Consider the following 12,930-nt stretch of genomic DNA (forward strand, 5'->3'; position numbering starts at 1 on the left):
ATGCGAAGCCGAAGGTACCCGCTCATATAGAAGTTGACACCAAGGGACTGATGTCAATCGCTGTTAAGCGGTACCGTGTGGCGTCAAACGAAGCACGTCTCACCTGGGGACTCCGCGATGACGCAGGATGACAGCTCACGGGACGCCGAGGCGTTCGGCGCCTGGTTGGGGAGACAGCTCAGGCGCAAGAGCATGAGCCAGTCCGACTTGGCCTCAGCCCTCGACGTCACCCGAGCCGCCGTCTCGGCGTGGATCACGGGCCGAGCCATGCCCAGGGTCGAAAAGATCCATCAGATCGAGGAGATTCTCGACCTGGCCGCCGGCGCCTCGGTCACCCGGGATGAGACACCCGAGTCCAGCGGTTACGTCTCCTGGCACCATCGCCTCGCCCATTCCGATGGCGGCCGGGAACTCGGCAACGCCGCGGCCTTCGCCTTCGACGCTTCCCTCGCCATAACCGCCAGAGAGGCGACCCAGAACAGCCTGGACGAACGATGGGACCGTACCAGGCCGGTTCGAGTCCGCTTCACCCTGCACGAGATCTCCGGCGAACGGCTCCGCCGGCTCCAGGAAGCCATCCTTTGGGACGACCTGGCCCCCCACATCGAGGCGGCCGGTGACGCCAAGCACAAGGTCGGCCGTACTCTCGCCGATGGCCTCCACGAACTCCGCGAGACCGGCGAGCTCCTCCTGTTACGCATCGACGACTTCAACGCCAATGGTCTGACCGGACCCGAGTACGACGACGGCCGGTTTGCCGCCGTCGTCCGCAGGCAGCTCGAAAGCCGCAAGTCCGACGCGGCAGCCGGTGGTTCCTTCGGTCTCGGCAAGGCGACCATCTGGGGAGCCAGCCGATTCGGCCTGGTCATCGTCAACAGCACTCTCTCCGAACCTTTCGAAGGTCTGCGAGATCGCCGCGTGATCGGCCGGATTGATCTGCCATGGCACGAGCTCAACGGCATCCAGTACGCCGGACCTGCCTGGCTGGGAAACCGAGACCCACTTCGCGAACCCGCCGCCAGATCGTGGTGGGCGGGCGAACGAACCATCGAGGAGCTTCACCTCCAACGACAGAGCTCCGACCCTGGCACCAGCTTCCTCATCGTCGGCGCGCACGACCCGGCGGGCGAGGCGACGACCCTGGAGGAGATGCACCGGGTCCTGGTACACGGACTCGCCTCCGGATTCTGGGCCTCGATGGTCTCCGGGCGCGGGCGGGCACCCATGCTCGAAGCTTCCGTCAGGGCGCTGCGAAATGACCAGGAAGTGGTCGCCGAGGAACGCGTGGACCCCCACGCATACGAGCCGGCGCGAGCGCGAGCCGTTCGGGCTTTCCTTGATCGAACCACTGTGCCCCGACTCAGCAGATCCGACGATGTCGTCGAGCTGTCAGTTCCTTTGACCGTGCTCCCGCTCAAGACCGAAATCCATGGTCAACCCGTTGAACATCGCGCAGTGCTGTTGGTTACACCTGCGGCTGAGAGTGACGAGAAGGCGAACCGGCTGATCGGCATGCGGGGCAACAGGATGACCGTCCTGGATCGCCCGGTGACCGGTATCGCAATCGGTTCACCAGAGTTCCAGGCGGTGCTGCTCGCAGGCACAGCCGCCGGCTCCGAGGTGGGTGCCGATGAAGCGGCCGAGTCCTTCCTCCGTGCCGCCGAGCCACCCGAGCACAACGACTGGAAGCCGACTGAGGACTTGACCTCGACCTATGCGCGTGGCGCCACCACGAGGTTGAAGGAGTTCCGCAAGACAATCCTCGCCACGATCCGGATGGCGGTGAAGCCCGTCGACCCGGTTGAGTCGAACGGCGCTCCGACTGCGCTGCGTGACCTGACCAGCCTCGGCCTCGCCCCGGTTCCCCGGAGCAAGGGCTACCCAACAGTCAGGAGCGCCACAGGCGGGGTCGACGAGAGCGGCGCCTGGCGAGTCAGGGTCGAGGTGAAGCTGCCGGAACGGGACGATCCGTGGGTGCTTCGTCCGCTGTTACGCTTCGTCACGCGTTCGGGACCCAAACCCGAAGCTCGTTGGGCATCGCTCTCGGCTGAGACGAACTGCGAGATCAGCGGCGACATCCTGGTCTGCTCGGCGAAGGAACGCAACGCCATCTTCACCGGGGTCAGTGATGTGGCCAGCCATCCCACCGCCGGCCGAATGCTGATCGTCGAGGTGGACCTGGTCCAGGCCAAGGACGTCGGCCGATGAAGCAGATCATGCCCTATCCGGTGCTGGCCGGAGCGGTCATAATGACCGTCCGCGAAGTGCGGCTCGACGACGTGGCTCTGCCGTATGGCGTGATCTCGGAACAAGACCATTCCGTCGGACTTCATGCACACGACGGCGAGAACTGGTCTGCCATCCGGCTTGGGCTGCAGGTCGTCGCTCCGCGGCATGAGTTGGACGCCAATCCCTGGTACAGCGTGGCGTTCCTTGGCATCGCCTCGGAGCGAGCCACCAACACCCAAACGGCGGTCAAGTTCATGATGGGCCAGCCGGGCGAGTGGTCCGGCGAGATCGAACTTCACCATGACAACCACCGTGGTCGCGTACAACTCTCCGGACAACTCGTGGCGACGGTGGACGACATCCCCGGCCGCGTGATCGCTACCGTTGAACGGCCCTGGACAGTCGATCTTCGCACTCGTGCCGCGACTCGGGAGGACTCCATCGAGACCCGATGGACCAACTTCGCCGACGATCCGGAGCTGGCGTGGTGTCGCAACGACCCCTGGACGGTCACCACCACGGATCACGTGGCGACCCTGTACTTGAACAGCGGCTTTGACGGCTTGCGTGCCGTACTGGAAAGCACCAAGGCTGTGGATCGTCCCACGCGCGATGTGCTGGCCTCCCAGATAGCCGCGGGCATGTGGACGGCCTTGTTCAGCGAAGCAGCCCAACATGTGGATGGCACCGAATTGCCGAATGGATGGCGTGGACTTGTGCTCCGGCGCATGCTTCCCGACCTTTTCCCCCATCATTCTCAGGAGGACGCGCTCAGGGAGATCCTCAACCGAGGAGTGGGCGGCATCCAGCCCCGGGTTCAGCACGCCGCTGCCAAGCAGGCGCGGTTGCCGCGCAGCCTGGGTGGATTGATTCGATCGCTGCAGAAGGCCGGACGGGAGGAAGAATGAGCACGAAGCTGGGACTGCTGCCGGATGAGTCCGCAGCAGCATTTTTGACCTCCGGCGTACTGGAGAACAGCGAACCGTTGCCGTTTTCCGCGATTGACCGAGCTGCTGAGCCTGCGCGCTGGGACGCGGAGCCGATCCGGCAGCTCGTGAACGAAGCCATGAAGCGCTTCACCCCAGCCGAACGAACCTCTGCCGACGCCTGGGTTGCTCCCGTGCTCCACTCGACATTGCGGCTGACCCGCCGAGAGGCAGCGGACTCCCGGATTTGGAACTATTTGGCAGTACGGCTCGCCCATGATTATGTCTACTGGCGACACTTGAGCCGCGGGAATCCGCCGACTGTGTCGCGAGTCAGATTCTCCGGCCCATTCCATTCGCAGGCATTCGCTCGACTGTGGTGGGCGGCCGAACTTTTCCGCGACGGATCGGATTACCTACCGGTCGTCGTGGCCTGCGGTAATCAGGACATACTCAACACGGTTCTGCGCTTGGACGTGATTCTCCATCGGCCAACCGCACAGGCGATTGTCCGATTGCTGCACACCGGCATAGTTCGGACCGGCCGCCAGGTCAATGCGCTTGCCCGGGCCGCGAACACCGCAGGAAGCACGCTCTCGTATGAGGCACTGGCTCCGGACAACTTTCGAGATCCGGACGCCTATCGGGACTGGATCGAGGACATGGACAACGATTTGGTCTCCTACGATTCCTTGCCGATCGGCCCGTCTGACGGCACGACCCGTGCAACGTCGGTGGTCGCCCTGACCACGCTCTTCAGGCAGATCTATGCCGAGAGCCCGGGTGCCGGAGAAGATACAGACATAGTTCCGAGCATGTGATTCGCCAGGAGATCGCACATTCTCGGCGAATCCGGACTGGGGGTAGCGCATGAGTGAGCGGTTCACCAGCCTGGAAATCGGCGCCGGAGTCGGTGGGCAGGCGCTTGGCTTGGAGCGGGCCGGCTTCGATCCGGTCATGGTGATCGACAACGATCCGCACGCCTGTCGTTCTCTCCACCAGAACAGGCCCGAGTGGAATGTCCTGGAACTCGATTTCAACGACTTCGTCGGCGCCGACTACGGTCTGCACACCGTAGATCTGATCTCCGGAGGCTTGCCCTCGCAGCCCTACTCGGTCGCGGGCAAGCAGCAGGGCACCGAAGATCGCCGAGACCTGCTCCGGGCGGCAGTCTGGCTCGCAACGGAGCTACAACCACGCGCCATCCTGCTGGAGACCACACCCTCACTGCTCATGCCCAAGTTCGTGAGAGTCCGGACGGACGTCGAAGAAGAGTTGAAGCACCTCGACTACGTCTGGTCGTGGATGGTGCTGGACGCCCAGAACTTCGGTGTCCCCCAGACCCGAAAGAGTTGTCTGCTCGTGACGATGAGGCCGGACGACTTCGTCTTCTTCGAGTGGCCCTCACCCGAGGCAGAGGCAGGCGCGACCGTCGGTGAAACCCTGAGGGATTCCATGGCGAGCCGTGGCTGGCCCTACGCGGACGCGTGGGCCTCGCTGGCCAACCGGGTCGCGCCCACCATCGTGGGCGGTTCCAAGAACCACGGCGGTGCCGACCTCGGTCCCACACGAACCAAACGGCTGTGGATGGAGTTGGCGGTCAACGGACACGGCCTCGGCAACGACGTCCCCGCGCCCGACTTCGTGTTCGACCCCTCGCTCGAACGAGATGGAGTCCCCAAACTGACCGTCGAGCAGGTGATGACTCTGCAGGGTCTGCCTGCCGATTGGATCGTCACTGGTGGCAAAACCGCCCGTTACAAGCAGGTCGCGCAGGCATTCCCTCCCCAACTGGCCGAGGCTGTGGGCAAGAAGATCTCCGCCGCATTAGCGCGCGGACCTCGATAAGGTGACGCCCATGACCTCCGGCACATCCAGTCCCTACCGCATCATTGACCTCTTCGCAGGCCCCGGAGGGCTGGATGTGGCGGCGACGTGGTTGGGGCTCCCCGTGATCGGAATCGAGATCGACGACAATGCCTGTCGCACCCGCAAGAAGGCAGGTTTGCGGACGAATCCCGGCGACGTCCGGGACTTCGGCCCCAAGGACTTTCCCGACGAGAACGTCCTCGCCGGCGGGCCACCGTGTCAGACCTATACCGTGGCCGGATCCGGGACGGGGCGTCAAGCACTCGACAAGGTCCTGGCCTTCGCCCGGCGGATGGATGAGGGCGAGGACGTCCGCACCGAACTCGCGAGGATGCCCGATGTACGCACCGGCCTGGTGCTGGAACCTCTTCGGTGGGCGCTGGAGGCAATAGACCTGGATCGCCCATACGAAGTGATCGTCCTTGAGCAGGTGCCTGCGGTCCTTCCGATCTGGGACGCCATGGCCAAAATCCTCAGAACCAGGGGTTACGGCGTAGCCACCGGAGTTCTCCGCACCGAGCAGTTCGGCGTCCCGCAAACGCGTCGGCGTGCTGTTCTGATCGCGCGCTGGGGCACCACCGAGGTTGCGCTTCCACAACCCACCCATCGCGCCTTCAACAAAAGAGTCGCCCGCGAACAAGGCGACTTGATGCTGAAGCCGTGGGTGCCGATGGGCGAGGTTGTTCGGGGTGGGCAGACATTCACCGTCGTCTCCAATTACGGCACTGGCGGCGATCCCAAGGCCCGGGGAAAGCGGACTCACGCGGAGCCATCTGCCACCGTGACCGGAAAGATCTCTCGCAATCGCATCGAGGGAGACGGGTCGCGTTGGGGTTGGCATGAGGCGGGGCAACTTCAAACCTTCCCTTCCGACTACCCCTGGGACGGTGGCGATATCTCCCAGCAAATCGGCAATGCCGTGCCGCCCTTACTTGCGCTTCACATCCTGGAGGCCGCCCTCCAACTGGGCACCGACCTCGAACGCTGGTCAGCCGTCTGCCTGCCTCCATGGACGAAGGCGCTTAGGGGCGTTTCCCACTGAAGGTTGTCGACCGATACGAATCCTGCATGTGAATGAAGTCAACACCGGTCTTCGACTCCAAGGCGGATGATCTCCCGGATGGGCCGCCGGAACGCGCCGAGAGCTTGCCCCTACTTGCCAGAATGGGGCTCGACTCGCCTGGTCGAGTTTGGCCCGAACGTCGCCTTTGACCTGCACGACGGAGCCGATCCTTCGCTAGTCTGGCGCGCCGTACCATCACCTGCCGGCGAGTGTCGGACTCGACGGTCTCTTCTAACCCGAGGCGCCGGCACGTAGCGCCGCGCCCACTTACGCCGACACCGGCCCGAGATGCCCAGCTCGGTGGCGACGCGAGCGTCTATTCGGCCTTCGAACCCCACACGTCAACCCAGAAGGCGTCTGCCGTAGCGTCAGCCGGGCCTCGGTATAGCCCATCGAAGACCTCCGCGCGTTGGTGAAGCGGCCAACTCCATACACCCGGAGGTCTTCTATGTGATCGGCTATTCAGAGCCGCAAGATCTTGTCCATGAGTGCCTAAAGCACCACTGATCAGGGGTGATACTCGGCCTCGATCTTCGCCCGCGCTGCCTCCTCGGGAGTTAGCCACCGTAGGACGATGTCGTCGAACAGGTCTGCGTCGATGCTCTCGTCAATGTCGTCGGGGGCAGCGCCAAGGCGCTGATAGTGAACCTGGGGAAGGGCTGTTGGACCTGGGTCAGCGATCTGAGTGATCACATACCGTGCCGGAAGGTCGTTCTGGGAGTTCAAGGCATGCTCGAACCACATGCCCGGCTGGGGGATCACGCTCTGGGTCACAACCATCATTCTCCGCTGCCGGAGGGGGTTGTGGGAGGCGAACATGCCAGGTCATGGGGTGGTGCGCCAAGTTTCCGCGGGTAACAGTTCCCTCAGAGCATCGGACTCATAATCCGTGGGTCGCTATCGCGTGGTTTGTCGGACTGTGCGGATTAGTTCGAGGAAGAACTGGGCGGTTTGGGTGCGCAGCGCGGGTGGGGTTATGGGCGGACGTGCCTCACGTCATAAGCCCGACCCTTGTCCCTAACTAGGGCGCGATGCCGGTTGCGATAGTGGAATTCGGGACAATTCTGGCTATCCGAGCAGACTTCGGAGTTCGGCGGCTATCAGCCGGGCGGCCTGAGCTTCGGGAGCGCCTCACCAGGCGCTCGGTAGAGCGCCTGGCGAGGGTACTTCTGGTTGCGGCAACCGCGGATGGTAGCGCCTGTCCCCCGACTTGGGCGCCGCCCCGCATAAGGGAGACTACTCTCCGTATAAATTTCGTCGCAACCGGTTATGGAAATCTCCACCTGCGCATGGCCAATTAAGCGGCCAATTGGTGGGGGCTAACGGCGGGGTTGTGCGGGTAACGTGCGGGTTATGGAGATCAGGGCGTGGGATCCGGGCCATGGCGTGTATCCGGCCACGGGGGACTATGTGCACGCGGTCGAGGTTCGTGGGGCTGAGCGGTTGCTGTTTGTGGCGGGGACTATGGGGTTGGATATCGAGGGGCGGCCTGGGGGCACGCTGGAGGAGCAGTTGGGGCTTATATGGTCTAATATTCGGGCGATTCTCGGCAGTGCTGGTATGACGGTGGACAACATCGTTCGGGTCACCAGTTATCTGCGCGATTCGGCCTATGCGGAGGCCAATGCTGCGGCGCGGGTGGAGGCGCTCCGTGGGCGGGCTGTGGCTACCACCGCGATTGTCGCGCGGACGCTGGCTGATGAGTGGCTGGTGGAGGTCGAGGTGATCGCCGCGGGTTAACGCTGTGCGTTACTGCGGCGGGTTGGTGAGGCCTTCGTTGTAGGCGACGGTGAACTTGGGGCCCAACGTTGTGCGTAGGCGCTCGGTGATGCGGTTGACGTCGAAGCGTTCGGCCTCGGGGAGGGGGGCGTCCACCGATAGGCGCAGGGCTGCGGCCTGGCCCAGGAGGTGGGCTCCTTCGGTGGGGGTCTCGGCGGCTCCGGCCAGGCCCTCCAGGGCCAGGGCTATGGCTCTGGGGTCGCCTACTGCTCGGGCTCGGGTCAGGCTTTCCTTGTGGCGGGCTTCGGCGGCCGGGTACGCGCCGCGCATCTCTTCGATGAAGCCCAGTTCGGCGAAGATCAATGCCAGGGCCGCGTCGGAGTCCAGGGCGTGGTCCCAGTCGATCCAGGCCAGTAGGTGCGCCTCCGCCTCGTCCAGGCGGCCCTGGCGGCGGGCGCTCAGGGCCAGGCCCAGGGCGGCGAACTCCTCCCCTACCGTGTAGCCCTGCTCGGCGGACAGGGCCATGGCTCGGGTGTGGAGTGAGTCTGCTTGGTCGAAGGTGCCCTTGAGGAGGGCCAGGCGGCCTAGGAGGGACATTTTGTCGGCTACTTCGGTCCATAGGCCGAGCTCTTCGGACATGCGGAGGCCGTCTCGGTGTACGCGGGCCGCCTCGGCGTAGTCGCCGACGATTTCCGCGTGCCAGGCGACGGCGAACCCGGCGTGGGACTGGCCCCAGCGGTCGCCCAGCTCGGCGAACAGGTCCAGGCTTTCTCGGCCGTGGGCTCGGGCGCGGTCGAGGTCGCTGCGGAGCAAAGCCTGGCGGGCCTGGACTGAGCGGGCGAACGCCGTTCCCCATTGGTCGCCCATGGCGGCGAAGGAGGCGAGGGCGCGGTCGGCGAGCTCTTCCGCGGGCTCCAGGTTGCCGATGCCCAGTTGGGCGGAGGCGAGGAAGGCCTGGGCGCGGGCGAGGCCGGTGAGTGCGGCGAGGTCGGTTTTGGGGCGCGCCACGGGGACCGACGTGACGGCCTCGCCGGTACGCAGGGTGAAGGCGGCCAGCCACGTCCGGGTGATGTCACCGGCGTCGGGGATCTGGGCCAGCCACCTGCGTCCCTCACCGAGCCGTCCACGCAGCACCCAGTACCAGGCCAGCGCGTTGACCAGCCGCTCAGAGGTCTCGTCGGGCGAACTAGCCAACCCAAGCGAACTAGCCAAACCGGGAGGAGTGGCCGGTCCTTGGGAAGTGGCCGGTCCTTGGGAAGTGGCGGGCGCCCGCAAGAAGCCGGTCCTGGGAGAGCCCTGGGGCAGCGGTGTGAGGGCGGCACCGAAGTTGGCCGCCTCGGCGTCCAGTCGCAGCAACCACTGGCGCTGCTCCGGCCCCCGCAGGTACGGCTCGGCCCGCTCGGCCAGCATGAGGTAGTAAGCCCGATGCCGGGCAAGGACCTCCTCGAACTCCCCCGCCTCCCGAAGCCGTTCCTGGCAGTACGCGGCCACGGACTCCAGCAGCCGGTATCGAGGCCCGTCGCCCACCACGACCAGCGACCGGTCCACCAGCCGGGGCAGCACGGAGAGAGCGTCATCGCCGCAAACAGCCTCGGCCGCCTCCAAAGTGCACCCGTCAGCATGTACGGCCAGCCGCCGCAAAACCACCTGCTCAGCAGCCCCGAGCAGCTCCCAGCTCCAGTCGATCATCGCCCGGAGCGTCCGCTGCCGAGGAGGCACATCGTTCCTGGAACCCTCCAGCACCCGAAACCGATCATTCAACCGGGCAGCCAGCTCCCGCACACCAAGAGCCCGCACCCGAGTGGCAGCCAGCTCCAAAGCCAGCGGAATCCCGTCAAGCCGCCGGCAGATGGCAGCGACAGCCTCACCATCCAAGGCAACACCAGGCGCGGCAGCAGCGGCACGAGCGACGAACAACCGCTCGGCATCCTCCTGCGGCAAGGTGGGCACACTGAACAGTTGCTCACCGGCAACCCCAAGCGGCTCCTGCCCAGTAGCCAGGATGCGCAACTCAGGCGCAGTCCGCAGCAGCAGAGCAGCGAGCCGGGCGACGGACGAAGTCACGTGCTCACAGTTGTCCAGCACAAGCAGCATCCGCTTGCCACGCAGAGCCTCAGCCAGCCGCCCAGCCAGATCAGGCCCTTCGTCACGCACACCCAGCGTGGCAGCGACCACCTCGGTCACGGAGGTGGCACCGGCCAGTTCGACGAGCCAGACCCCGTCAGGCTCGGAAGAGGTCAACCGGCCGGCGGTCTCCATCGCCAGCCGCGTCTTGCCGACACCACCAGGCCCGGTCAGCGTCACCAGCCTGGCTTCCCGAAGCAGCCCGACGACGGCGGCCACCGCGTCGTCACGCCCGATGAGGTCGGTCAGCGCGGCAGGCAGGTTGGTACGGCGCGCCGCCCGCACAGGCGCGTCCAGCGAAGCATCCTGCCGCAGAATGGCCTGGTAGAGCCCGGCAAGCTCAGGCCCGGGCTCCAGCCCAAGATCCTCGTCGAGCCGAGCCCGAAGCGCCGCGTAGCTGTCCAGCGCCTCCTTCTGCCGCCCAGCCCGGTAGAGGGCCCGCATGTGGGAGGCGCGGAGCCGTTCCCGAAGGGGATGCCGGCCGACCAGGTCACCGAGCTCGTCGGCGAGCAGGGCGTGCTCGCCCAGTTCCAGCCGGGTCTCGGCGTGGTCCTCCAGCGCGGTCAGCCGCAGCTCCTCCAGGCGGGCGATCTCGGGCCTGGCGAACTCCTCGTCGGCGAAGTCGATCAGCGCGGGCCCGCGCCACAGGGCCAGCGCGTCGGCCAGCAGGGCCGCCTTGGCCTCGGGCGCGCCGGTGCGGGCTTCGGACAGCAGCGCCTGGAAACGTCCGGTGTCGACGTCGCCGGGCTCCACCTGGAGCCGGTATCCGGAGGCGCCGGACACGACGCTCTCCTTGCCGACGATCCTGCGTAGCTGGGAGACGCGGGTCTGCAGGGCTCCGGCGGGGTTGGCGGGCAGCGCGCCGCTCCAGAGCGAGTCGATGAGGCGGTCGGCGGGCACCACCTTGCCGGGGTCGATGAGCAGGTGGGCCAGGAGGGCGCGGACCTTCACCTCAGGCACTCTGACCTGCGCACCTTCCGGTCCCCACACCGCGAGCGGACCAAGTACCCCGAAACGCATGAGCCTCACGGTAGTGGAGCTGGAGAAAACCTGGAGCGCCCGCAGGCACAGTCCACGACATGAACGACGGACACCCGCGGCTGGCGGTGGTCACAGGCTCTGACCACTCGGCGGCCATGTTGATCGCTGAGCGAGCCTGTGTGCGCCACGGCCTGGAGGTCGACGTGATCGATCTTGAGGCCGCGTGCCTGCCGGATCCGGCGCCGGGCCGGGCGTTGGTGCCGCCGGCCGTACACGATCTGATGCCTTGGCTCGCCGCGGCGGAGGGGTTCATGGTGGTCGCGGTACGGACCTGGTCGTTGCGCAAGGCGGTGTTCTGGTGCGCCGGGGCGTGGCGGGGCAAGCCGGTCGCGCTCGTGAGCGATCCGGCGCTGCTGATCCCGTCGGCCGTTGATCGCATGCTTCTCAGACTTCTCAGACAGGAATTCTCATGAACAAGGCTGGACCCCGGCAGTGGTTCGGGCTCTCGATACTTCTGCTGCCCACCGTGTTGCTGTTCCTGGCGATGACGGTGCTCTTCCTGGCCACGCCGCAGATCGCGGCGGACCTGGACCCGAGCGGCGCGCAGCTGTTGTGGATCAATGACATCTACGGCTTTATGATGGCGGGCCTGCTCGTGGCGATGGGCACCGTGGGCGACCGCATAGGACGCAGGAAGGTGCTGTTGTTCGGCGCGGCGGCCTTCGGCGTGGCCTCGTTGCTGGCGGCGCTGGCGCCGAACGCGGAGCTGCTGATCGCGGCCCGCGCGGTGATGGGCGTGGGCGCGGCGGCGGTGATGCCGTCGACGTTGTCGCTGATCAGCAACATGTTCAAGGACGACAGGCAGCGTGGCACCGCGATCGGGCTGTGGGCGGCCTCGATCTCCGTCGGCGTGGCGATCGGCCCGCTGGTGGGCGGGTTGCTGCTGGAGGCGTTCTGGTGGGGCGCGGCCCTGCTTGCGGGCGTGCCGGTGATGGTGCTCGTGCTGGTGGGCGCGCCGTTCCTGATCCCGGAGTACCGCGCGCCGAAGACCGGCGGGCTGGACCCGCTGAGCGTGGTGCTGTCGATGGCGACGCTGCTGCCGATCGTGTACGGGGTGAAGGAGCTGGCCAAGGCCGGTCCGGGCGTGATCTCGCTGGGCACGCTCGCGGCCGGCCTCCTGTTCGGCGTGATCTTCGTGCGCAGGCAGCTGCGGCTGGAGAACCCGCTCCTGGACGTGCGGCTGTTCGCCGACAAGGTCTTCAGCGGGGCGCTGGGCGTGTTCATGCTGAGCGCGGTCGCGCTGGGCGGCGTGTACCTGCTGTTCACGCAGTACCTGCAGCTCGTGGCCGGGCTCTCGCCGCTGGAGGCGGGGCTGTGGATCCTGCCGGCGGCGCTCGCGCTGGTGGCCGTCTCGACGTTGTCGCCGGTCATCGCCCGCAGGGTACGGCCGGCGTACGTGATCAGCGGCGGCGCGTTCCTGTCGGTGATCGGCTACCTGCTGATGACCCAGGTCGGCAGCGTCGCCGGCCTGCCGATGCTGCTCACCGGCTTCTTCGTGCTCTACCCGGGCATCGCCCCGGCGATGGCGCTGAACACCGCCCTGGTGATCGGCTCGGCGCCGCCGGAGAAGGCCGGGGCCGCCTCCGCGGTGAACACCACCGCCAGCGACCTGGGCACCTCTCTGGGCGTCGCAGTGCTCGGCAGCGTGGGCACGGCCGTCTACCGTGCGGCGATGCCCGCCGGGGCCCCAGACACGCTCTCAGGGGCGCTGACGGCCGCCGAGAGCCTGCCGGGCCAGACCGGCGAGGCATTGGTGGCGGCGGCGCGGGCCGCCTACACCGACGGGCTCAACGTGGCGGGCGCGATCGCGGCCGTCCTGGTGGCCGGGGCGATCGTCCTGTCGCTGACGATGCTCAGGAAGGTTCCGGCCTCGAACGCCCCGGCCGCCGACCCCAAGCCCGCGTCCGCCGAGCGCGAGGAGGCACTGGCCGTATAAATCGGGATAAATCGGGATAAATC

The 12,930-nt window shown here is 66.4% G+C and carries 10 protein-coding genes; 8 read left to right on the forward strand and 2 right to left on the reverse strand.

What is annotated here, in order from left to right; genetic code table 11:
* Positions 1-117: 117 nt before the first annotated feature.
* From HNR40_RS05475 to HNR40_RS05495, 5 genes are read left to right on the forward strand one after another with little or no spacing between them, the layout of a single operon-like run.
* Positions 118-2,208, forward strand: a complete 2,091-nt coding sequence (locus HNR40_RS05475) for a helix-turn-helix transcriptional regulator (RefSeq protein WP_184958808.1) — start codon at positions 118-120, stop codon at positions 2,206-2,208.
* Entirely contained in the window at positions 2,205-3,137 is a 933-nt protein-coding gene (locus HNR40_RS05480) for a hypothetical protein (RefSeq protein ID WP_184958810.1), read from the forward strand. Before HNR40_RS05475 ends, HNR40_RS05480 begins: the two co-directional genes overlap by 4 nt.
* The gene (locus tag HNR40_RS05485; protein WP_184958812.1) at positions 3,134-3,976 is read left to right on the forward strand and encodes a DUF6339 family protein; all 843 of its coding nucleotides are present in this window, start codon (positions 3,134-3,136) and stop codon (positions 3,974-3,976) included. The genes HNR40_RS05480 and HNR40_RS05485 overlap by 4 nt, the downstream gene beginning before the upstream one ends.
* A gap of 49 nt (positions 3,977-4,025) precedes the next feature.
* Positions 4,026-5,003: a DNA cytosine methyltransferase gene (locus HNR40_RS05490; RefSeq protein WP_184958814.1), complete on the forward strand. Its 978-nt coding sequence runs from the start codon at positions 4,026-4,028 to the stop codon at positions 5,001-5,003.
* Positions 5,004-5,013: 10 nt separating this feature from the next.
* A complete protein-coding gene (locus tag HNR40_RS05495) occupies positions 5,014-6,066 on the forward strand; it encodes a DNA cytosine methyltransferase (protein WP_184958816.1) in 1,053 nt (350 codons plus the stop codon).
* A gap of 528 nt (positions 6,067-6,594) precedes the next feature.
* Here the strand turns inward: HNR40_RS05495 and HNR40_RS05500 are convergent.
* Positions 6,595-6,861, reverse strand: a complete 267-nt coding sequence (locus tag HNR40_RS05500; protein ID WP_184958818.1) for a hypothetical protein — start codon at positions 6,859-6,861, stop codon at positions 6,595-6,597.
* Between the two features lie 579 nt (positions 6,862-7,440).
* On the opposite strand from HNR40_RS05500, the gene HNR40_RS05505 reads away from it, so the two are divergent.
* A complete protein-coding gene (locus HNR40_RS05505; RefSeq protein WP_184958819.1) occupies positions 7,441-7,827 on the forward strand; it encodes a RidA family protein in 387 nt (128 codons plus the stop codon).
* Positions 7,828-7,836: 9 nt separating this feature from the next.
* On the opposite strand, the gene HNR40_RS05510 is transcribed toward HNR40_RS05505, so the two are convergent.
* A complete protein-coding gene (locus HNR40_RS05510; RefSeq protein ID WP_312896194.1) occupies positions 7,837-10,890 on the reverse strand; it encodes an AfsR/SARP family transcriptional regulator in 3,054 nt (1,017 codons plus the stop codon).
* Between the two features lie 119 nt (positions 10,891-11,009).
* Between HNR40_RS05510 and HNR40_RS05515 the strand changes: the two genes are divergently transcribed.
* Positions 11,010-11,384, forward strand: coding sequence for an NADPH-dependent FMN reductase family protein (locus HNR40_RS05515; protein ID WP_184958823.1), 375 nt, complete (start codon positions 11,010-11,012; stop codon positions 11,382-11,384).
* Complete coding sequence (locus HNR40_RS05520; RefSeq protein ID WP_184958824.1) at positions 11,381-12,907, forward strand: MFS transporter; 1,527 nt, start codon at positions 11,381-11,383, stop codon at positions 12,905-12,907. The genes HNR40_RS05515 and HNR40_RS05520 overlap by 4 nt, the downstream gene beginning before the upstream one ends.
* Positions 12,908-12,930 lie beyond the last annotated feature (23 nt).

Source organism: Nonomuraea endophytica, assembly GCF_014203235.1.
GTDB lineage: Bacteria > Actinomycetota > Actinomycetes > Streptosporangiales > Streptosporangiaceae > Nonomuraea > Nonomuraea endophytica.

What these genes read in the sequence shown, in the direction of transcription:
- HNR40_RS05475 (WP_184958808.1), top strand. Translation starts at nt 118, where the DNA reads ATGACGCAGGATGACAGCTCACGGGACGCCGAGGCGTTCGGCGCCTGG.
- HNR40_RS05480 (WP_184958810.1), top strand. Translation starts at nt 2,205, where the DNA reads ATGAAGCAGATCATGCCCTATCCGGTGCTGGCCGGAGCGGTCATAATG.
- HNR40_RS05485 (WP_184958812.1), top strand. Translation starts at nt 3,134, where the DNA reads ATGAGCACGAAGCTGGGACTGCTGCCGGATGAGTCCGCAGCAGCATTT.
- HNR40_RS05490 (WP_184958814.1), top strand. Translation starts at nt 4,026, where the DNA reads ATGAGTGAGCGGTTCACCAGCCTGGAAATCGGCGCCGGAGTCGGTGGG.
- HNR40_RS05495 (WP_184958816.1), top strand. Translation starts at nt 5,014, where the DNA reads ATGACCTCCGGCACATCCAGTCCCTACCGCATCATTGACCTCTTCGCA.
- HNR40_RS05505 (WP_184958819.1), top strand. Translation starts at nt 7,441, where the DNA reads ATGGAGATCAGGGCGTGGGATCCGGGCCATGGCGTGTATCCGGCCACG.
- HNR40_RS05515 (WP_184958823.1), top strand. Translation starts at nt 11,010, where the DNA reads ATGAACGACGGACACCCGCGGCTGGCGGTGGTCACAGGCTCTGACCAC.
- HNR40_RS05520 (WP_184958824.1), top strand. Translation starts at nt 11,381, where the DNA reads ATGAACAAGGCTGGACCCCGGCAGTGGTTCGGGCTCTCGATACTTCTG.